Annotated in this window: 19 protein-coding genes; 6 read left to right on the forward strand and 13 right to left on the reverse strand. The window is 57.2% G+C overall.

All coding sequences use genetic code 11. The features are described 5' to 3' along the window. Positions 1–71 precede the first annotated feature (71 nt). The 10 genes from JRJ26_00930 to JRJ26_00975 all read right to left on the reverse strand — a co-directional run bounded on the left by JRJ26_00930 (position 72) and on the right by JRJ26_00975 (position 8,853). On the reverse strand, positions 72–821 hold the full coding sequence (locus JRJ26_00930; GenBank protein ID MBW2056039.1) for a creatininase family protein: 750 nt from the start codon (positions 819–821) through the stop codon (positions 72–74). Between the two features lie 258 nt (positions 822–1,079). Beyond that, on the reverse strand, positions 1,080–2,453 hold the full coding sequence (locus tag JRJ26_00935) for an amidohydrolase family protein (GenBank protein ID MBW2056040.1): 1,374 nt from the start codon (positions 2,451–2,453) through the stop codon (positions 1,080–1,082). Positions 2,454–2,625: 172 nt separating this feature from the next. Next, positions 2,626–3,405 carry a nucleoside phosphorylase gene (locus JRJ26_00940; GenBank protein ID MBW2056041.1) on the reverse strand — a complete coding sequence of 260 codons (780 nt, stop codon included), beginning with the start codon at positions 3,403–3,405 and terminating at the stop codon, positions 2,626–2,628. Between the two features lie 2 nt (positions 3,406–3,407). Further along, entirely contained in the window at positions 3,408–3,707 is a 300-nt protein-coding gene (locus tag JRJ26_00945; GenBank protein MBW2056042.1) for a LapA family protein, read from the reverse strand. Then, complete coding sequence (locus JRJ26_00950; protein ID MBW2056043.1) at positions 3,708–4,202, reverse strand: HIT domain-containing protein; 495 nt, start codon at positions 4,200–4,202, stop codon at positions 3,708–3,710. 42 nt (positions 4,203–4,244) lie between these two features. Continuing rightward, positions 4,245–4,814, reverse strand: coding sequence for an HNH endonuclease (locus tag JRJ26_00955; GenBank protein ID MBW2056044.1), 570 nt, complete (start codon positions 4,812–4,814; stop codon positions 4,245–4,247). Position 4,815: 1 nt separating this feature from the next. Further along, a complete protein-coding gene (locus JRJ26_00960) occupies positions 4,816–5,796 on the reverse strand; it encodes a hypothetical protein (GenBank protein MBW2056045.1) in 981 nt (326 codons plus the stop codon). An 88-nt stretch (positions 5,797–5,884) separates the two neighbouring features. Then, a complete protein-coding gene (gene selB / locus JRJ26_00965) occupies positions 5,885–7,795 on the reverse strand; it encodes a selenocysteine-specific translation elongation factor (GenBank protein MBW2056046.1) in 1,911 nt (636 codons plus the stop codon). A 293-nt stretch (positions 7,796–8,088) separates the two neighbouring features. Continuing rightward, positions 8,089–8,412, reverse strand: a complete 324-nt coding sequence (locus tag JRJ26_00970) for a hypothetical protein (GenBank protein MBW2056047.1) — start codon at positions 8,410–8,412, stop codon at positions 8,089–8,091. A 168-nt stretch (positions 8,413–8,580) separates the two neighbouring features. Beyond that, positions 8,581–8,853: an HU family DNA-binding protein gene (locus tag JRJ26_00975; GenBank protein MBW2056048.1), complete on the reverse strand. Its 273-nt coding sequence runs from the start codon at positions 8,851–8,853 to the stop codon at positions 8,581–8,583. 461 nt (positions 8,854–9,314) lie between these two features. Between JRJ26_00975 and ltaE the strand changes: the two genes are divergently transcribed. Both ltaE and JRJ26_00985 read left to right on the forward strand, forming a co-directional pair. Next, the gene (gene ltaE, locus JRJ26_00980) at positions 9,315–10,358 is read left to right on the forward strand and encodes a low-specificity L-threonine aldolase (GenBank protein MBW2056049.1); all 1,044 of its coding nucleotides are present in this window, start codon (positions 9,315–9,317) and stop codon (positions 10,356–10,358) included. 50 nt (positions 10,359–10,408) lie between these two features. Next, entirely contained in the window at positions 10,409–11,038 is a 630-nt protein-coding gene (locus JRJ26_00985) for an NUDIX hydrolase (protein MBW2056050.1), read from the forward strand. A gap of 64 nt (positions 11,039–11,102) precedes the next feature. Here JRJ26_00985 and JRJ26_00990 read toward each other — a convergent pair whose 3' ends face one another. Beyond that, positions 11,103–11,492, reverse strand: a complete 390-nt coding sequence (locus JRJ26_00990; GenBank protein ID MBW2056051.1) for a PilZ domain-containing protein — start codon at positions 11,490–11,492, stop codon at positions 11,103–11,105. A gap of 352 nt (positions 11,493–11,844) precedes the next feature. Beyond that, complete coding sequence (locus JRJ26_00995; GenBank protein MBW2056052.1) at positions 11,845–12,477, reverse strand: hypothetical protein; 633 nt, start codon at positions 12,475–12,477, stop codon at positions 11,845–11,847. A gap of 498 nt (positions 12,478–12,975) precedes the next feature. Here JRJ26_00995 and JRJ26_01000 point away from each other — a divergent pair, with 498 nt between their 5' ends. Further along, a complete protein-coding gene (locus JRJ26_01000; GenBank protein ID MBW2056053.1) occupies positions 12,976–16,641 on the forward strand; it encodes an AsmA-like C-terminal domain-containing protein in 3,666 nt (1,221 codons plus the stop codon). Positions 16,642–16,665: 24 nt separating this feature from the next. Here the strand turns inward: JRJ26_01000 and JRJ26_01005 are convergent, their stop codons facing one another. Then, the gene (locus tag JRJ26_01005) at positions 16,666–17,712 is read right to left on the reverse strand and encodes a VCBS repeat-containing protein (GenBank protein ID MBW2056054.1); all 1,047 of its coding nucleotides are present in this window, start codon (positions 17,710–17,712) and stop codon (positions 16,666–16,668) included. Positions 17,713–18,074: 362 nt separating this feature from the next. On the opposite strand from JRJ26_01005, the gene JRJ26_01010 reads away from it, so the two are divergent. The 3 genes from JRJ26_01010 to JRJ26_01020 all read left to right on the forward strand — a co-directional run bounded on the left by JRJ26_01010 (position 18,075) and on the right by JRJ26_01020 (position 19,404). Continuing rightward, positions 18,075–18,518, forward strand: coding sequence for a hypothetical protein (locus tag JRJ26_01010; GenBank protein MBW2056055.1), 444 nt, complete (start codon positions 18,075–18,077; stop codon positions 18,516–18,518). 144 nt (positions 18,519–18,662) lie between these two features. Beyond that, positions 18,663–18,866, forward strand: coding sequence for a tetratricopeptide repeat protein (locus JRJ26_01015; protein ID MBW2056056.1), 204 nt, complete (start codon positions 18,663–18,665; stop codon positions 18,864–18,866). Between the two features lie 82 nt (positions 18,867–18,948). Next, positions 18,949–19,404 (forward strand): hypothetical protein, encoded by a 456-nt coding sequence (locus JRJ26_01020; GenBank protein ID MBW2056057.1) that lies wholly within the window; start codon positions 18,949–18,951, stop codon positions 19,402–19,404. Positions 19,405–19,734: the final 330 nt, after the last annotated feature.

Here is a 19,734-nt window from a genome sequence, read left to right on the forward strand (position 1 = left end):
CCGGTGAGAGGAGAGAGGGACATCACGGCAGATTCCCCCCCTGCCTGTTGTTCCAGGTCGACGCGTTCAGGCTACTCTCTTGTGTATCTCCAGTTCTGTTTCTCCATCCTTTTGACAAATCCCACAAGATAATCGACCAGAACTTCCTTCATCTTTCTGCCCTTCTCAGCAGTACCCTTTTCAGGGGCACCTGTTGCACCCAAGTCGGTCAATTCCTGGAAATTCCAGATCAACTTCACATTTGGATCCATGTCCGGTATCCTGCCCTTTGCCCGACTCGGATCACAGAGCTCCGGAAAGATCGCCAAACCGATGGACATCTCTCCCTCTCCCCCGTGGCCGAGGCCGTTCCAGACCTCAAAGGTGTCCTCAGGCAAGAGATTCCCGGCAGTCACCCACCAGGCGTCAAGTACGGCAAGACCCATGTCCGGATATTCGAGCTTGATATCCCGGGCGGCCACTTCGATAGGGGGGATATTGCCGTCGTGCCCATTGATGATGAGGACTTTCCTTATGCCCCAGTAAATCAACGACTCGAGGACGTCCCTGATCACCCTGGTCAGGGTATCGTTGGAGAGGCTGATACACATGGGCTTGTGCCGGTAGTGCAGGCTCATTCCGTACCACACGGGCGGGGCCACTACGGTCTTGTCCAGGCGGCTCGCCACCTCCAGAGCAATTTCGTAAGAGACGAAGGTGTCGCATCCGAAGGGCAGGTGCTCCCCGTGGCTCTCGGTCGAACCCACGGCCAGGATGGCCTTGTCGATTCCGGCTTCTTGGAAGGAATGCTGGTTGTGCTCCTCGAGCTTGATGGGATTCATGATGATACCTCCTCTCTGTCGGGTATGAGATCTGGATTGACTCTCTCTGGGTCCCCTCTCCTCGCTCAATACGTCTCTGGAGCTTCCTCACTTTTCGAGCAAGGATTCTTACCGGGGGTCGGTTGGTCGTAACCGAAAAACGCCGGTTCCCCTCGATGGGTACCCCACCTCTTCCGCAGTGTCGCTCGGGGACAGGGACCTTATTCAAAAGTCAGGAACGCCCGATACATCTCCCCTTGACGGCTTCCAGAAACCGGGCTAATCCCGGCGGTTCTTGAGCGGCCTGGGAATGAATTTCGACAAACCGGTCTTACCTGTAAACTCGCCGTCTTCAAGGATCACCCTCCCCCTGAGAATCGTGTATCGAACCGAACCCGTCAATTCCCAACCTTCAAAGGGGCTGAAGTCCGATATGTGATAGAGCCTGTCCGCCCGGACCGTGGACTTCTTGGTCAAGTCCACGACAGCCAGATCGGCATCCGCCCCCACCTCTATGACCCCCTTGCGGGGCAGCAGCCCGAAGTTCCTGGCAACGTTGTAGCTGCACACTTCCGCCACCTTGTTGATCGTAATCCTCCCCTTGTTGACCCCCTCGCTCAACAGGACCGGTATGAGCGTCTGGATTCCGGCCATCCCCACAGTGGCTGTCCAGAAATCGGTCTTGTGTTTCCTGGCGCAGGGGGCATGGTCAGAGCCGATACATTCGATAATCCCTTCCTCCAAGGCCTCCCAAAGTCTCTCAGCATGAACCCTGTCCTTGCGCAGTGGAGGATTCACCTTGCCGAGGGTCCTGTCCACATCGTCCGCCGTGAGGGTGAGATACTGCACGCACGTCTCACCCGTGGCCCTTATCCCTCTCTCCTTTGCCTTCTTCAACTCCCTTACTCCCTCCTTGGTACTCATGTGGACGATGTAGAAGGGGCAGCCGGTGTCTTCTGAGAAGGCGACCATCCTCCCTATCGCCTCATACTCACAGACAGGAGGCCGCACGTCATCCCAGGTCACCCGGGCTTCACTGCCTGCCTTCATGAACAGATCTTTCAGTTTGAAGACGATCTCTATGTTCTCGCAGTGAACCAGGGCCCTGGCCGGGTATCCCAATTTGGCGATCTCTCTGAATCCAAGGTAGACGATTCCGTCGTCGATCCCCACAAGGGGCAACACGACCTCAGATCCCCTGTAGGGAAGGAAAAACTTGAAGGAAGAGACCCCCAGATCCGCCATCTTCGGAATCTCCTCTATCTGGTCAACCGTGAAGATCGCCATGTGAAAACCGGCATCCACGTACGAGTGGGCCTCGAAGACGGTCTTGGCCTCGGTGAAGAACTCCGCCAGGCTTCCTGGACAACTGAGGAAGTCGATCACCGTGGTATATCCACCGGCAGCAGCGGCCTTTGTCGAGGCTTCGGTCGCTTCCACCAGATCCCAGTCAGGCCAATCCACATGCATGTGAGGGTCAATGAACCCAGGCAGCACGTAGTCTCCTCCGGCATCGATTTCCCTGACTGCCTCGGGCAGCAAGTGGTCAGGGGCGATCATCACAATCTGGCCATCCTTTATGGCCAGGCCCGCAGACAGAGTCTGGTCCGGTTTGACGATACGACAATTGGTGATTTTCAAATCGACCTTCATCTCTCTATACTCCTTTCACTCCCGTAGTGACTCGCCTCTGCCCCGGGAACCATCCCGGCCGGGGCCCAACGCCCCGGCACAAACCTCCGATATTGCTCTCCTGCCCGACAAAAGGGATGCAGTCGTCCTCTTCCGGCAATCCCGCGTCGGAAAGAACCGGCCGGCCCCCCGTTCACCCCTTCCCTCCCATCCAGTCGAGAACGATTCTGTTGACCAACCGCTCCCTGTCCAACAGCCTGGGATCCGAGAAACCCGGTGTCCAGGCGTCACGGGAGAGCAAGTCGGAAACGAGCAGGAGGGCGACAACACCGATCATCCGCAACGATGCGACGGCAAACAGGGCGGACATCTCCATCTCCACCGCCAGTACCCCCCTGGTACGGTAATCCTCTATCTTGTCTCTCGTTTCACGGTAGAGGGCATCCGTCGTCCACACCGGCCCGGCTCTGATACTCACACCCCTTCTCTCCAGGTACTGCTCCAGGCTGAGAAAAAGCTCTTTATCGGGCCGGCACTCCACCCCTCGAGGCAGGTAGTGATACGAGGTACCGTCTTCGCGCAACGCGAGGGAGGGTAGAACCATATCCCCGAGGCCGAGGCTCTCCTGGATCGATCCGCAATAACCGAGAAACAGAGCCCGGTTGACTCCGAAGGCTATGAGCTCCTCGAGGAGCATCGCGGCCGCAGGACTACCGTATGGAGACATTGTCAAAACCAGCCGCTCCGTCCCTGCCCCGGCCAGAAAGAGCTTCGGATTCCGCCTTCGCCACGCCTCGCATCTCCTTGCACTGCAACCTCGAACAAGGCCGTCCAGCATCCTCGAGCTGAATGTCACGATCGCTCTGGGCGGCAACTCGAGGACCTCATCCCCTGAAGACCTCGGTAGAACGAGATGTCTTACCATATCCCGAGCGCCTATCACTCCTTCTGCCTGGGGGTCGAAAAAATCCACGACTACTCCTTGGAAAGGGACAGTACGACGCTTCTCAGCGCCGCCGTCTTCTTCTCAAGCTCCTCCATCGTCTTCTTCTCCCTCTGGATCGCCCTCCTGAGCCGGAGACGCATAACCGCGTCCAGCAAACCACCGGCCGCCATCCCGAAGAGAACAGAAAGCAGAACGGCCAAAAACAGGGGAAGCTCGACAGAGTCGATCAGGTGGAAGTACCTTAACCGGACGCTTTCATAATTCTTCAATGAAAACGTGATCGTAGCCGCCAGGAGCAGCCCGTAGAGGAGTGTTCTCAGGATTTTCATTCACTTCTCTCGGTCCATCTCCTTCAGCACGGAAAGGAGCTTCCCGAAGGTCTTGTCGAGGGACTCGGGTACGACCGTTGTTCCGCTCAAAACGGGCATGAAATTGGTATCGCCGCTCCATCTGGGAACCACGTGGAAATGGAGATGGTCGGCAATCCCAGCCCCTGCAATCTGCCCGATATTCATACCGATATTGAAACCCTCCGGGGCGATGGCTCTCCTCAGGAGGGAAACCGCCTTTCTCAACACCAGAAAGAGGTCGGTCAGCTCCTCGGGTGTCAGGTCGTCCAGGTTCGAGGTATGTTTCATAGGAGCCACCATGAGATGGCCGCTCGTATATGGGAACCGGTTCATCATAATCGTGGACCACTGACTCCGGTAGAGGATCAACCTTTTCCGGTCTCCACTCCTGGAGGGCTTGACACAGAATATGCATTCCCCCTTCTTCTCGGAAAGTATGTACTCAATCCGCCACGGGGCCCAGAGCCGATCCATAGACCTCTCTCTCCTCTTCGTCTGCCTTCCCATTGGGATGACTCACTCCGCGGAACGGTCAAAGAAAAGAGGAAACAACCTTCCCTCTGGAAGATAGTTCCGCCAGCTTTTCGGTGCCCTATGGATCTCCATCGCCACGTCGAGAATGGGCAACCACTTCGGCTTCACCGGCCTCCTTATGAGAGTCATTTCGGCTTCCTTCGGGGTCCTCCCGCCCTTTCTCAGGTTGCAGGACCGGCAACATGTGACGATGTTTTCCCACGTAGCCGTTCCCCCTCTGGCTCTGGGAATTACATGGTCATAGGTGAGATCTCTCAGATTGAACCTGCGCCCACAGTACTGGCACCGGCCTTGGTCTCGCAGATAGATGTTATGCCGGGTGAAACGGACCTCTTGGTCTCCAATCCTGACGAACTTGAACAACCGGATCACCGAAGGCAAGGGGATGGACAGGGAGACCGTGTGAATCTCTCTGTCATAGACTTCGATGGCCTCCGCCTTTCTCAGGGCCATCAGGATTATGGCTTTTTTCCATGAGACAATTCGGAGGGGCATGAAGGTAGAGTTGAGAAGAAGTGCCCTTTCCACGTCTCTCCCCGCAGATTCCCCCATCTCAACGAGTAACCAGCGCCTGATTCATTGCAGCATCCTGGTGAACCGTCAAACCTCCATTCCCTGTGCATGCTCCTGTCCGGATACCGCACCCCTCTCGGATCTCCTCTCCGGTTTCCACACGGGTGCAAAGCGAGGGGTCCTCGATGCCTTCCAGGCAGAAGAGTATGCGACGAGACCTTGTCTCCCATCCCCGGGCGGGTCTGACATCGATGAGACAACCATTCCTGCAATCGAGACATTTCCGCGGCTGTCCTTCGAGTATCTTCCCCGTGTGGAGGGCTACTCGTGCCCGGGCTTCGTTCCACCAGAGGCCTTCAGACCGGTGCTCGACCTCCACTCGATTTACCCCTGTCAGTATTATTCTTCCCCTGTCTTCTTTAAAACGGCCGTACAGGTCGACCCGATCCCCGGGTCTGAAGCGATACCTCTCCTGGGCTCGACTACCCAACCTCACGTAACAGGAATCCTCGAAATGGACCATGTCTACAAAACCATCCGCGATGACCGCCAGAAACCCGTGGAAGGAGGGCCGCCAGCTTCGAGAGGGATCGATGGTCAAATGTGGTTTTACCGACAATACCGTCCCCGAACAGTTGACCTCTCTTCCCCGGTGATCTTCCACCCACCGTTCAAACTCCCGCAGTTCCTCCCTGAAAGCATCGAACTCCTCGGGAGAAAGAAGCACCTCTGGTCGGTAGTTGATCTTTTCGTCTACAAAGAACTTGCACCCAAAGCACATCTTCCCCACATGGTGCATGCCTCTCGGGCATGAGAGCCCCTTGTTGAGGCGGAGGCATTTCCATGCGAAACCAAGGCATCCCCCCGGGTAGCACTGCTTCTCCCTCAGCACATGATAGACCGACACGCGGGAGCCGAAGGCCCTGTGACCCTCCTGCCGGCACAGAAAGACATCGTACCGCTTGTATTGATTTCGCTGGGATCTTACTTCTATTCCATCAGAAAAACGGAAACGCGCCATCAGGTCCCCTGCTTCTTCAGGGCCCCGGCCCGAAGGACCGCTCTTTCCGGCCCCATATCAAGTCTCGATCTCTCGCGCAACGGCGTCCTCACCCGGAGCCGCCCCTGAGAATCCTCTTGTCCCCCACACGAATGGTTGCCTTGATGCTGTCAAAATACTCCAGGAGCGGGATGGCGAACTTCCTGGAGACCCTTGTCAGGTCTTTGAACTGGGGGGTGGTGATCTCGCCGTTGGCGCGGATGAAATCCAAAAGATCCCTTTTCAGCCGAAGAACCGCTTCCCTGTGGAAATAGAGGTCTCCCTTCACCCGAATCAATGCTCCGCGATTCACCAGCAGTTCCAGGTGGTCTTTCAGGCCTTGCGCGGTCACGGAGAACCTCTCGACCAACTCTCTCACCGAGGGTGGCTGCAAACCTCCATCTCGGATCGCTCCTTCCACCTGCTCGAGGAACTCCTCCTTGACCGATATACGGTGGCCCGACAACCGGATCTTCTCTCCATCCAGGACCACCCGCCCTGTCCCGATCATTTCCCTGAGAAGCATCTGAAACAGCCGAGACCCCATCGACTTGGGGAGCTTCGTCTTCAGTTCCTCTTTGGAAAGCCCCAGAGCCATGGGGGACTTCCGGTGGAAATCTTCCAGGCATTTGAGGGCTTCCTCTTCCAAAGCTTGATAGATACCGCTGTGTACATACCGGGTCCCGTCACCCCCCACGGCGACGATCTCCTTGCGCTGGACCAACCTCTCCAGTGTCTGGCGGATTGCCTCATCAGAAGCATTGCCGATCCTGCCCCACAGCTCCGAAAAGGATAGCCCGCCATACCCGCTCTGGCGGATGTGGTAGGTGATCACGTCTCCGAGTTCTCCGTCCCGCAGGCGAACCAGGTCTTCAACAACAGCAGGATCGAGCCGCCTGTGCCTGAGAGGATGGTTGTTGAGAATGACTCCTCCCGCCAGAGTCTGCACGGCAGACGACCCTCGGATAACGAATCGGTCCTGGGGTAGAGCGACAACAGGAGCATCAAGACGGAGCTGTACCATGCACTTCTCGCCCGGGTTCAGGGCTTCCCGGTCGAGCAGGATGATCCGGGCCGGGACGAGACTCGTTCCGATATGGAATCGCAATTGGACCCTGTTCCTCAGAGGCCGCGGCGAAGACTCCAGGTGTTCCAATTCACCATCGAGAACCTGGGTCGGCTGGAGCGTCCCTGGATGGCAGACCACCTCGCCCCGCCTGATCATTGTCTTGTCCAGACCCTGGAGATTCAGGGCAGCCCTCTGGCCCGCTCTTGCCTCGCTGACCGCCCGATTGTGGAGCTGAATCCCCCTCACCTTGGCCTCATGACCCGACGGCAGGACCTGCACCATGCTGCCCACGTGGACACGTCCCGAGACCATGGTTCCTGTAACCACGGTTCCGAACCCTTTCATGACAAAGACCCGGTCGATGGGGAGTCGGAAGAGCCCGTTTGCCGGACGCTCTTCGGTCTCATCGGCCAGCTTCTCCAAGGCCTTGCGGAGATCATCTATCCCATCGCCCGTGAGGGAGGAAACCCTGATAATGGGCTCACCCTCGAGGAACGTTCCCCTCACAAACTCCCGGACATCTTCCTCGACGAGTTGGATCAATTCCTCATCTGCGAGATCGACCTTGGTTATGACCACCAGTCCCTTCTTTACGTTAAGCAATCGGCAGATATCGAGATGTTCACGAGTCTGGGGCATGACTCCCTCGTCCGCAGCCACCACCAAAGCCACGACATCGATTCCCCATGCACCGGCCACCATATGTTTGACGAACTTCTCATGACCCGGAACATCGACGATCCCCATAAGGAGCCCGCTGGGCAGGGTGAGAGAGGCAAAGCCCAGTTCGATGGTGATCCCCCGTTCCTTCTCCTCTTTCAGGCGGTCCGTGTCGATCCCGGTCAAGGCCCTTATGAGGGCGGTCTTTCCATGGTCGATATGGCCCGCCGTACCAAGTACGATCTGTTTCATATTCTCTTTCCTGGGGTAAAACCGCTAAAAACTAACAGAAAAATGCCGGTAATTCAAGAACTCCCGGAAGGCGGAGCTTCCTGACTCTTCGATCTCCAGGGGTGATGTAGGGTCGGGCCTGTCCACCAGGGGGAGACTAAAGACATGCCCGTTCCGAACCTTCGAGGACGAACCAGGTGAGGTTTACTCGGGAGGAACCACACGCCACCGTTGACATAGAAAAGGGGCAGTCCTGCCCGCGCGCACAGGCCCGATCCCATCAGAGACACCGGCTGGTGAGAGGACGGCCCCGTCTAGAGGTTCTTGTCAGGAAAGGGTCTTGAAAAGGTGTACCTGAAAGGGGCCACTACAAAGCGCTGGGCCGATTTGTCCACACTCCGTGTGGGAACGGTGAAAGGCAGGGTCACAATGAAAAGGCCTGTCCCGGCCAGGGTAGCTATGACACCCAGCGGTCGCATCACCAGAAGGTCTACGATGTCCTCGACCCTCGCACCTTCGGGCTGCCCACCCCACGAAACGCCCGCGGGACCGATCACCACAAAGACGACCAGTCCCACAACCAGGACTCCCTTCAGTGCTCTGGAAACTCTCCCGTTCCCCAAAAGGCGATTTTCCATGACCCTACCTCCGAGTCTCATTACCTGTAAGGTTGCAACCTCTCCGCCCCAAGACCCTTCTATTCCTGCCGGCGTGAAGAACGGGAGACAGAGGCGCTCAGATGGAGAAGAGAGGTACCAGGAAGACTCAGAAAGACTGAGGAGAGGGAAACAGTCCCTCAGGTGCTGTCATTTCACGGCCTTCCTCAACTTGTTGCCCGGTTTGAACTTGGCCACCCTCGTCGCCGCTATCTTGATCTCTTTGCCTGTCCTCGGGTTCCGGCCTTTCCGTGCTTTTCTCTTCAAGGTCGAGAAAGTTCCAAAACCGGTCAGAGTAATCCTATCCCCTTTCTTCAAGGCCTTTGTCACCGCTCCTGTCAGAGAATTCAGCGCTTTCTCCGCTGCTGCCTTGGTAATCTTTGCATCCTTCGCTATCGATGAAATCAGTTCAGCCTTGGTCATACAGTTTTCCTCCCTTACCTTTTTTCCCAGCCGGCAAACAGAGGCAGGTGAGCCTTCAGGAAACCACTACCCTTAAGGCATCCCTGGGCCCTCCGTTTGGAAACCATTGGTATACCTACTCTCCACGCCTCCCTCCCGTCAGTTATACTATAAAGCAGGTATTTCCCGAAATGTCAACCACAAATTTTCCAAGACAAGAACCAGAGTCAACCGCACTTTGAGGGAGCATGCCAGAATTGATTCAACGGGTCAGTCCCGAATTTCCGTACGGCCTCGCAGGTCTCGACCGGAGCTTCCCAACCCTTCGGCCAGGGGTTTTGCAAGTATCCGACCTCACAGTTTTTTTCTTTTTTGCCAGGGGAAGACCTTTCCCCCCTGATCCTCAAGCCCGCGCAGTGGCCCTTGACACCACCTTGCTCCCACCTATACATTTCCCTAAAAGCCGATTGTGAGGAACCATCATGAACAGGCCCATCGATTTGAGGAGTGACACCGTTACCAGACCGACCCCTGAGATGCGAAGGGCCATGGCCGAGGCGGAGGTGGGTGACGACGTATTTGGTGAAGACCCCACTGTCAATGCACTCCAGGCCATGGCCGCCGAGTTACTCGGTAAGGAAGCGGCCATCTTTGTCTGTTCCGGTACCATGGCCAACCAACTGGCTATCATGGCCCAGACCCATCATGGTGACGAAATCATTGCCGACAGGAACTGCCACACCTTCAACTTTGAATCGGGGGGCGTTGCTGCCCTTTCAGGGGTTCTGGTTCACCCTATCGATGGGAGGCGAGGGATTCTGGAAAGCCGGCAGGTGAGGGAAGCAATCCGGCCCGCGGACCACCACTTTGCACGTACCGGGCTGATCTGCCTCGAGAACACCCACAACCGGGGAGGCGGGTCTGTCTATCCCCTTGAAGAGATCATCAGAATTCACGAGGTTGCGCGCGAGGCCGGGATTCCCATGCACCTAGACGGGGCCCGGCTGTTCAATGCTTCAGTCGCCTCCGGAATCGAGGCAAGAGAATACGCCCGTTACTTCGACTCTGTCTCCTTCTGCCTCTCAAAGGGGCTGGGGTGCCCTGTGGGATCCGTGGTTGCCGGCTCATCCGAACTCATAGACAGAGTCCATCGGTACAGAAAGATGGTCGGAGGCGGCATGCGTCAGGCGGGCATTCTCGCCGCAGCGGGCATCTATGCCCTCGAACACAACATAGCCAGGCTCAAAGACGACCACGACAACGCCAGAAGACTCGCAACGGCCCTCCATGGAGTCAAAGGGGTGGCTGTGAACCCGGCGGAGGTCGATACCAACATCGTCATCTTCGACGTATCCGGAACCGGGACGGATGCAGGAGAACTCACCCATCGTCTCGAGGGGAATGGGGTTCTCATGCTGCCCGTAAGCCACACCCGGATTCGAGCGGTCACACACCTCGATGTGGCTTCCCGCGACATAGAGCAGGCAATCGAGATAGTCAACGAGGTATTTTCAAGCCTGGGCTGAACCGGATGCAGCCGATTCGCACCTGGAAAACCGGGTGATGAGGAAGATCGATGACTGAAGAAAGGCTTCCTGCCTGGCTCGAGTGGGCCCGCGAGATCCAGGCTCTGAGCCAAACCGGGCTCACCTATAGCAGCAACACATATGAGACCCAGCGCTACCGGCGCCTGATGGAGATCGCGGCTGAGATCGTTCACACCCATTCAGGACTCCCCAAGGACGCGCTGGTGGAAAACTTTCTCTCTCAGCCGGGCTATGCGACGGTCAAGGTCGATGTCCGGGGAGCCGTCATACAAGACGGGAGGATTCTCCTCGTCCAGGAAAGGTCGGACGAACTCTGGTGCATGCCTGGGGGATGGGCCGATGTCGGGCGACTTCCCTCCGAAATGGTCGCAAGGGAGGTGTGGGAGGAGAGTGGCTTCGAGGTTTCACCCAAAAGGATAATCGGCGTCTACGATGCCAACCGAAGCGGGAGACCGCTGGAATTCTATCATGCCTACAAGATCGTTTTTCTGTGCGATATTACCGGAGGTGAAGCCAGGCCCAGCGAGGAGACTGCGGCCGTCGATTTCTTCAGGTTCGACGACCTGCCTCCCCTGTCGACCAACCGCACAAACAGAAGGCACCTCGACGATGTCCTGGCCCACTTTCTCGATCCCTGCCGTCCCGTGGCTTTTGACTGAGGAGTCGTCAAGTCCCAACAAGGGGTACGGGATACTCGCTCTTTGGAACCGTGCCTATTCTCCCTCACCTGTCATTTCCCGTTCTTTCATCGGGCCTTGTGTGGCCTGTCTCTGCCATTCTGAATGATCCGACCAGACCGGAGAGCTCCCGGCGCAGAGCGGCTTCCGCCTTCCTGGAAAGCCCAAGAAACTGGACCCCTGATACTGTTTCGTGATCCGAGAGAAGACGACTATAAACCACCTTTCCCCTCAGCCGGATAGATTGCCCGGCCAGGACCAGCCTGAAACCCAGGTTTCTACACTCGGGGATGTGGTACGGGGTTCTGATCTTCATGCCGCCAAGCCCCAAATTCAAAGTGACCGTGAGAAACCGCTTGCCTCGATGGAAATAGGATACGATCCTCTGCAGCTCAGGCCTCGGATGGCTTCTTCTCAGACCAGAAAGAGCGGTCATGATGAACCCTTATCTCAGGCCCCCTGGGACCGGCCGGGAAACAGCGGGAAGCTAGAGAAACAGGGCGAATGCTGGACAGCGAAGGTGGTCCGCAAAGAACGGCAAAGAGGGCTGGACGCAAAGTCACATGAGATATCGCCTCAAGGCAGATCCCTCCAGCTTGGAACTTCGACGTTTCACTCTAGTCTAACCCCGGGCCGGGCTCTTGTCAAAGACGGGCTCTGCCGGAATTTCCTTCGTCTTGGATCAGGATTCTTGCAAGTCCGTGACTTCACGGTTTTTCTTTTTTGATCCGCTCCATCCCCAATGAATTGGAAAATACCGCCTGGGTGAAAGGGGGCTGTGGCAGGATCTATGTCTTGTGCCACTCCGCGTGGAAGGGAGCGCTCTGGGCCACATGCTCGGGTGCCGTATTGGACAGGGAGACCTCCTCACCCAGGAAATCCCTTCCCGTCTCCCGATAGCAGTGGCGCACAAAGGCGCTGCAGAACATGGCATGGGGATCGTCAAAGGGGTTTGTCGCCCATAGCCGCCTTGTCATGATGGCCAGCCATGTTCCCACCAGCTCCAAAATCGGGTACTGGAGCTGCTCGTCGCAGAGTTGCAGGGCAGTACCCAAAACCATATCCTCCTCGCCCACGGATAGATCGAAGTCGAGGATGGCCGCATGCTCAACCTGTTCGGAGCACCATTTGCCGACCCAGTTTTCCTGGGCACCGTTGCGGATCTGCACCCGCTGGGGATGGATCTGCAGGTCGCTTTCAAAGATATAGGGGCTGCGTCCCACTTGTCCCTGGGGGCCCCGTCGATCAGGGCGCATCTCCCCAAGTATGAAGGCGTGTGACCAAAGAGAAGGACCGCCATCGCGTGTCAGTCTCCTCTGGCTCGACCTGACAGCCTCCCCGATCAGGTCAGAGGTGCCTACAAGAGCCACCCGGCCCCGGCCGTAGTTGGAAAGGAAGAAATTCAAGAGGTCCTTGTTCACGTCTCCCCCCTCTGCCCCCAGGCATCATCGTCATGGAAAAACGATCCCTCCCCGATCAGACCGCCCATAAAAGACTGGGAGTCTTGAACCCGGGGACGCTTGTATCATAACAGAGTCGAGACCCCTGTCAAGTGCTCTTGCAAGAAAACCGTCCTCTCTCGGCCCGAAACAATCCACTACCATGAGGAACCGGCCTTTCCGAGCCCCTCGAGATCCACTGCCCGGCTTGTTCCGTTTCCACGAGATCCTCAAAGACGAGCGTGTTTGAAAACCACGGATGCCCAGTCGACCCTCGCCGTGGTCAGATCCCCGGGAATGTGGTAGGTTTGAAAGAAACACCTGTCAAGGTCGTTTGCACCCTGACAGTCCCTCATGGTGCAGAAAGGCCGTTGCATGGCCGGGAGAAAGCGCCACGCTTTTATGTCATGACTCGGCATCCGACTTTCTGCTGGTTTTCCCCGGTGAATCGACCATAGGCCGAGGAGATGGGGGTTCTCCATGAAGCGGCGCGATAGACTGGCCCTTTGGGCTGCGGCAATCGCAAGCACCATTGTGGTCCTGTTTTTGGCTTTGATCATTCTCCTGCCCCGGCTGATCAATTTCCAGCCCGTGCGAGAAAAGATCCTGGGCCGTATCTCTCATGCAGTAGGAGGCCGGGTCGAACTCGAGCGGATGGATCTCTTCCTTTTCCCCAGGCCCGGTGTAATAGCTCGCGGGGTGAGTCTCTCCATCCCTGGAATAATCGGGGGAACCCTGCGCTCTGCAGGAATCTATCCTGAGATTCTCCCCCTTTTTGCCGGCCGGCTTCAGATCTCCCGGATCGAGATTCGATCTCCGGATTTCACGGCGGCACTTCCCGACAAGCCGCAAGAAAAGCCGAAGAAACACCCACCGCCCCCTGTTGAGTCCGTCAAGCAAAAGGTGGGACATCTCCTGGCGGTTCTAACCTCAAAGGTACCAGGTCTTGCCGTGAGAGTGAGCAATGGGAAGCTCCGTCTCTCTCGAGGAGGTCGGCCTGCCGCCCGGTTTGAGGCCATCGAGGCGCGCATCGACCTACCACCAAACAGACTCAAGGTCAACCTGGGTTGTACTTCAAACCTCTGGGAAAGCATGTCCTTCACCGGGTTTCTCGACCCCGAGAATCTCGGTGCTGCCGGCCAATTAGCACTCGTAAACTTCAAGGCCCACGAGTTGCCTGCCCTCGTTCCCGGCCGTGGCCGACCGACTATTCGAGATTCGCAGGTGGATCTCGATCTCCGTTTCAGGGCCGAGGGGCTAAGTGTTCTCCACGGGGAACTGCAGGGTTCCATTTCGGAACTCACCCTCGGGAAGGGGGATCAGAAGGTAGTCATCAAGGGCAAGGATCTGATGGGGACTCTCGATCTGAGCCGGGATCTGGCAGAAATATCCCTCACGGGCTTCGATCTTGAGTATCCGCGCCTCAATCTCTCTGGAAGCCTCCTGGCAAGGAACGCCTCTCCACGATTGAGTCTGAAGCTCGAGGGGAGGGAGGTCGACGTTTCATCCACACGGCAGGTGCTTCTCGCACTGGCAGGAGATTCACCAACCCTAGAGAAGCTCTTCACCATAGTGAGGGGAGGCCTGGTACCCCTGATCACGGCCGAGGCCGAGGGAAATTCGCCGGTCGATTTGCTGAAACCGGAAAACATGGTCATCAGGGGGAGCATCGCCGGGGGAGATATCTTCATTCCAGGGTCTGACTTCAACCTCGGCAAGGTCGACTTCGATCTCCAGGCTGTGGAGGGAGATGTGGTCATCTCCAAGGGCCTGCTCCGCGGGCAGAACCTTCGAGCCCGGTGGAAGGAAACCGAGATCACCGGGGGTAGTATCACCCTCGGCCTGAGGGGCGGGGATGCGCCCTTCCATCTCGATACGGTGCTGAAGGCAGACCTCCGCCGGTTGCCTGGTGTGCTCAAGGACCTGATAAAGAGCAGACCCTTGCGCAGAGAGATCGCCCTTGTGAGCGACCTCAAGGGCAGTGCAACAGGAAGGCTTGTCTTGGGGGAGACCACACGATCGATCCAAGCCGGTGTGGATATCTCAAGATTCAACCTGTCGGCCAGGTATCGCCCTATTCCCTATCCCCTGAAAATACGGAGCGGGAAGTTTTCCTACCGCGGAGGCAGGATCGCGGTAAAGGACATCGAGGGTACACTGGGAAGGTCCTCCTTCTCAGGGCTCACCGGAGGTGTGCGCTTTGGAAGGCCTCCTTCTCTTGAGATCCTCTCGGGGAAGTTCTCGATCCTGCTGGATGAGATCTATCCGTGGCTTTCCTCCCTCAAGGGACTGAAGGCCGCTCTCAAGGATCTCGAGTCCGTGAGCGGCATCCTCAGTTTCTCATCCATGCGTCTGGAGGGGCCTCTTTCCGCACCTCAACGATGGCGTTTCAGGACAAATGGAAAGATCGAGGGTCTCGTCGTGGATTCTCGGTTTCTCCCGGGCCGGTTGGCAGCCGACGGCGCTGGATTCGAGGCAACCGAGAAGAAAATCTCTATCACAGATGCCCGGGCTCGCCTTCTGGATGCCTCTGGGAGGGTGTCGGGGGATCTCAGGGGCTATCGACAAGGGCCCGGCAGGCTCCTTCTTGCCATCCAAGGAAGGCTCGGGCCTAAGGCCGCCTCCTGGGTTTCAGACCTGGCCCGCCTGCCCCAGAGGCTCAGGGTCCGCTCCCCCCTCTCGATCTCAAAGGGGAAACTGGGATGGAAGGGCAAGGGGAGGCTATCTTTTTCGGGTGATCTGGCCGTGGAAGACGGTCCCGTGGTCTCTCTCGACCTCCTCGCGAACCCAGGGGAACTTACTATCAAGAAGCTGCTTGTTGAGGATGGAGCCTCTCGTGCGAGTCTTGCCGTCGGCCTCAAGAAGAGGGAGCTCCATCTTGGCTTCAAGGGACACCTGGACAAGGCGACTCTCGACGGGCTTCTCGTGAAAAACCGGGTTCTCGCCGGACGGATCGACGGGGACTTCGAGGCTCACATCCTGTTCGACCAGCCCATGGGTTCGACGGCTCACGGAAAGCTCCAGGCAGTCGGGCTCGGCAACCCGCTGGGACTGAAGGTGCCGGTGAACATAGAGAAGGTCTCCCTCATCGCCACGGGAAACAGGCTCGAGGTCGAATCTGCCAGCCTCACGATGGGAGGCCACCACGTGAGCCTTTACGGAGATCTGAATCTTTCAGGAGAAGAGTTCACGATCGATATGGCTCTGTCTGCAGACGGCCTTGAGTGGAGCGGGATAAAACGGATAATAGGAGGAGAGAATCGGCCAAGCCCATCTGAAAAGGCCGAAAAGACGTGGGCTTTGCCGCTGCGAGGACATCTAAGAGTCAAATCAGAGTATTTCACCTATGGGAGGTTCACCTGGAGGCCCTTTCACGCTGACATCTCCTTTGGTCATGACGAGGTGACAGTCGCCGTCACCGATGCGGATTTGTGCGGGATTTCGACTCCCGGGGTCATAAAGATCACTCCTCAGGTTGTGTCACTTGATTTCAAAGCGGCTTCCACGGGCCAGGACCTGACACACACGCTGCAGTGCGTCGCGAACGAGGAAGTGCTCGTGACAGGCAGCCTCGACTTCAAGGGGGAGATCACGGGCCGGGGCAGGCCGGAAGAGCTTGTTCGGTCCCTGAGAGGAGGTTTCAAACTCGTTGCCAGGAACGGCCTGGTCCGCCACGAGATACGGTTCGAAAAGGTCCTCGCCCTTCTCAATCTCACCGAAATCTTCGTGGGTAAGGCACCAGAGTTGGGCAAAAAGGGGGTTCCATACGATTCCATAAGGATCAAAGGGGATCTCAAGGGGGACAAGCTCACGATAGAAGAAGGGATCATGGACTCTCCTATTATGAAGCTCGCCTGGCACGGTGAACTCGATCTGATCGACCAGCAAATGGATTTCAAGGTTCTGGTAGCCCCACTGAAAACCGTGGACCGCATCGTCAAGCTCGTTCCACTGGTTCGTGAGATCCTCGGAGGGTCTCTCGTCTCAATTCCCGTCGAGGTCAAGGGTGATTTGACAGACCCGACGGTTGTGACTCTCTCTCCCTCGGCAGTTGGAGCCCAACTTCTGGGTATCTTCACGAGAACCCTCACGCTCCCTGTCAAGATAGTAGAACCCGTGCTCTCTGAGAAGAAGGAAAAGTGGTAGAAGAATCCCTCAGCCGGCAACCGGTTAGGGCCCGTTAAGAAGCGCGGTAACATTAACGGTCGAGGAGTTCGCCACCGCCAGATCCAGCCCCCCGTCTCCATCCAAATCCCCTGGGGTGATCGAAGAAGGCTCTCCCGCCACATGGTAAGGACTCCCCAACGCCTCGCCAAATCCTCCACCAGGCCCGCTCAACTCATTCAACAGCACAGTGACATTCCAGGTCGTCGAGTTCGCCACCGCCAGATCCAAATCCCCGTCTCCATCCAAATCCCCCAGAGTGATCGAAGAAGGGTCGCCATCGACATCATAAGGACTCCCCGAAAATCCTCCACCAGGCTCGTTCAACAGCACAGTGACATTCCAGGTCGTCGAGTTCGCCACCGCCAGATCCAAATCCCCGTCTCCATCCAAATCCCCCAGAGTGATCGAAGAAGGCTCTCCCGCCACATCGTAAGGACTCCCCAACGCCTCACTAAATCCTCCACCAGGCCCGCTCAACTCGTTCAACAGCACAGTAACATTGCGGGTCGAGGAGTTCGCCACCGCCAGATCCAAATCCCCGTCTCCGTCCAGGTCACCAGTCGTGATAAATGAAGGGGTGCCGGCCACTCCAAAGGGGCTCCCCGGGGCCTTCGTGAAATCAGCATCGCCCCCGGACACGGCAGCACGGAAGCGAAACACAAACGGTGGATCCAGAGCCGCTCCTGTGGGCGAGGTCACGCCCTTGGTCAGGGTGATCTCGACCTCCTCGCCAGGTTTGAAGTCACTGTCAGGAGCAAAGGTCAGAAAGGTTGTTCCGCCCCCGCTGTACATGCCTTCCAGCCTGCCGCTCAGAGAACCGTCCGCCACAAAAGTGCTGCTGTCGGCAGGGTTCATGGTCTGGTCAAATTCGACCTTAACCGTTGTATTGACCGCGGCGGCACGTTCGTTGGCAGCAGGGTCGAGGGCGACGATTTGCACCGATGGAAGAGGGCTTTCCCCGCCGTTTGACGAGCCTCCACCGTTGCACGTTGCCAGGCTCAACGTCAATACCACCGGCAAGTACGTCTTCCAAGAGATGCCTCTCAACATTATCGTCTCCTGTAAGGCCGGTCCCTATGCCCGCCCGTTCCCGGTTATTAGCACTCCAAGAACCGTGAGTACGGAGGGTTCCATCATAGCAGAGTTGAAAATCCTGTCAAGTATTTTTGCATGATTTTACATCAAAACCTCAAGGCCGGGCCACCCCCTCCAACATCACGGGCACGACCACTCTGTATCGAAACAAAGCCCGATTGACCGACCCTTGACACCGCGTGTTATAATTTTTCCATAACGATTAGCCCCACAAGCAGATCCCACACGTAACCATCACGGCAGACTGCTCCTTGACACACCCCTCGCTCACGTCGGGAGAGATGTGGCGGTCGAATAGTCGGCAAGGGGACCCGAGATTGGGTAAGACTAATTTGGCATTAGCCGTTCTTCTCACAACCTGCCTGGCAGCGGGTATCTGGTTAGCCGGAAGGCCGGATGTTGTGCCGGCCCTTGCCGAGGAACCTGAGGCATCGCCTCAGTCACAAAAATACACCGGCTCCGTGAGCTGCCGGGAGTGTCACGAGAAGTTCTACAAATTATGGGCACCCTCACACCACGGGCTGGCCATGCAGCCCTACACTCCCGAGTTTGCCCGTGCCGAGATCGGTGGCGAAACAGGCTGGGTGCTCGAGCGTGGACCCGAGGGAGAGAAGAAGTACGGGATCGCATATGCCCTGGGCGGAAAGAATGTCTATTATTTTCTCACGACCATGGAGCGGGGCTGCCTCCAGGTTCTGCCTGTGGCCTATGATGTGCGTAGAAACGCGTGGTACGACGCCGCTGGCCGCGGCAGCCTATAATCTGGCCGTCCTTCTGAGTAGGGACCGTCTAACCGAGGCCGTCTACTGGTGCTCGAAAGCCTTTGAGCTAAGCCCGAATGCGAAATACGCCTATACCCTTCCTTTTACTTGCGGGAAAAAGGTGATACAGACAGTGCGATCAAGGTGCTGCGACCGACGATTGAGCTAGAGCCACCCTACGCTGAGGTCTACCTGCTGCTGGGTGACATCTATGAGAAGCAAGGAAAAGCGGAAGAGGCCCGGGCCGTTTACCGCCAGGCCCTGGCCACACAAGAGCTTTCCAGACGCGATCGATACCGTTTGGAATCGAGACTCCAGGCCTTGCCGCCCGCCGCAGAGAGTGATTGACAGGCAGGGCTTGCAATTGCGGTTCCTCGCGGATTGATTCCGCAGGCCACGGGCAAGAAATCGAGACGACGGAGACGAGGTGATGAAAAAGCTGGAAACGTATGTCGATGTGGAGAGGAGAGACACGGTGAGAAGGTGTGGGATACGGATAAGACCTGTAGTCTTATTGCTCGGCTTGGGATTCGTCCTGGCGGGATGTGCGACCACCCAAGGCAACAGAGGACCCGATATCAAGGAGATGCTCGCTTCCGCCGGGTTTAAGATGTGGCCCGCCGATACACCCGAGAAACTCGCCCGTCTTGAGGCCTTCCCCCAGCGTGAGCTCGTCCGCCAAGAACAACGGGACGGCAAGGTCCAATACTTGTATGCGGACGCGACCTTTTGCAGGTGTGCATACGTGGGAACCGAGGAAGCCTATCGGCGGTATCAACAGCTCGCCCAAGAGAAGAAGGTCGACCACGAGCGAGCGATGGCAGCAAGGGCTCAGAGTGGGGCTATGGATTGGCGGAGATGGAGCGCATGGGGTACGTATCCCTGATAGAGAGAAAACCCCCGTGAATGGAGACCGAACCCTACCCTGCTATTACGTCGGCTCGGCTTTGGGAGAGCTGACTGTTTCTTTCTGCTGCTTCCTCTCGGCACAATAGAGAATGGCCAGACCGACCGGATGAAGACCGATAACTCATGAAAGCCGCTCTCGGGGCCATTGCCGCCGCACTGTTTCTGGACCTCGCCCATGGCCCTGTTTGCTTGAAACCAATTACGGCGCTTCGTGCGGGGGAATCGCTCCCCGGACGATGAGGGCCGTCCTCTCTGAAGGGGAGTTAGGGAAGACCGAAAAGACCGTATACCCTAAGAGAGCCATTCA

The organism is Deltaproteobacteria bacterium, from assembly GCA_019308905.1.
GTDB lineage: Bacteria > Desulfobacterota > BSN033 > WVXP01 > WVXP01 > JAFDHF01.

What these genes read in the sequence shown, in the direction of transcription:
- JRJ26_01005 (MBW2056054.1), bottom strand. Translation starts at nt 17,712, where the DNA reads ATGTTGAGAGGCATCTCTTGGAAGACGTACTTGCCGGTGGTATTGACG.
- JRJ26_00990 (MBW2056051.1), bottom strand. Translation starts at nt 11,492, where the DNA reads ATGACCGCTCTTTCTGGTCTGAGAAGAAGCCATCCGAGGCCTGAGCTG.
- ltaE (MBW2056049.1), top strand. Translation starts at nt 9,315, where the DNA reads ATGAACAGGCCCATCGATTTGAGGAGTGACACCGTTACCAGACCGACC.
- JRJ26_00985 (MBW2056050.1), top strand. Translation starts at nt 10,409, where the DNA reads ATGACTGAAGAAAGGCTTCCTGCCTGGCTCGAGTGGGCCCGCGAGATC.
- JRJ26_00945 (MBW2056042.1), bottom strand. Translation starts at nt 3,707, where the DNA reads ATGAAAATCCTGAGAACACTCCTCTACGGGCTGCTCCTGGCGGCTACG.
- JRJ26_00950 (MBW2056043.1), bottom strand. Translation starts at nt 4,202, where the DNA reads ATGGATCGGCTCTGGGCCCCGTGGCGGATTGAGTACATACTTTCCGAG.
- JRJ26_01020 (MBW2056057.1), top strand. Translation starts at nt 18,949, where the DNA reads ATGAAAAAGCTGGAAACGTATGTCGATGTGGAGAGGAGAGACACGGTG.
- JRJ26_00960 (MBW2056045.1), bottom strand. Translation starts at nt 5,796, where the DNA reads ATGGCGCGTTTCCGTTTTTCTGATGGAATAGAAGTAAGATCCCAGCGA.
- JRJ26_00935 (MBW2056040.1), bottom strand. Translation starts at nt 2,453, where the DNA reads ATGAAGGTCGATTTGAAAATCACCAATTGTCGTATCGTCAAACCGGAC.
- JRJ26_00955 (MBW2056044.1), bottom strand. Translation starts at nt 4,814, where the DNA reads ATGGGGGAATCTGCGGGGAGAGACGTGGAAAGGGCACTTCTTCTCAAC.
- JRJ26_01000 (MBW2056053.1), top strand. Translation starts at nt 12,976, where the DNA reads ATGAAGCGGCGCGATAGACTGGCCCTTTGGGCTGCGGCAATCGCAAGC.
- JRJ26_00930 (MBW2056039.1), bottom strand. Translation starts at nt 821, where the DNA reads ATGAATCCCATCAAGCTCGAGGAGCACAACCAGCATTCCTTCCAAGAA.
- JRJ26_00970 (MBW2056047.1), bottom strand. Translation starts at nt 8,412, where the DNA reads ATGGAAAATCGCCTTTTGGGGAACGGGAGAGTTTCCAGAGCACTGAAG.
- selB (MBW2056046.1), bottom strand. Translation starts at nt 7,795, where the DNA reads ATGAAACAGATCGTACTTGGTACGGCGGGCCATATCGACCATGGAAAG.
- JRJ26_00975 (MBW2056048.1), bottom strand. Translation starts at nt 8,853, where the DNA reads ATGACCAAGGCTGAACTGATTTCATCGATAGCGAAGGATGCAAAGATT.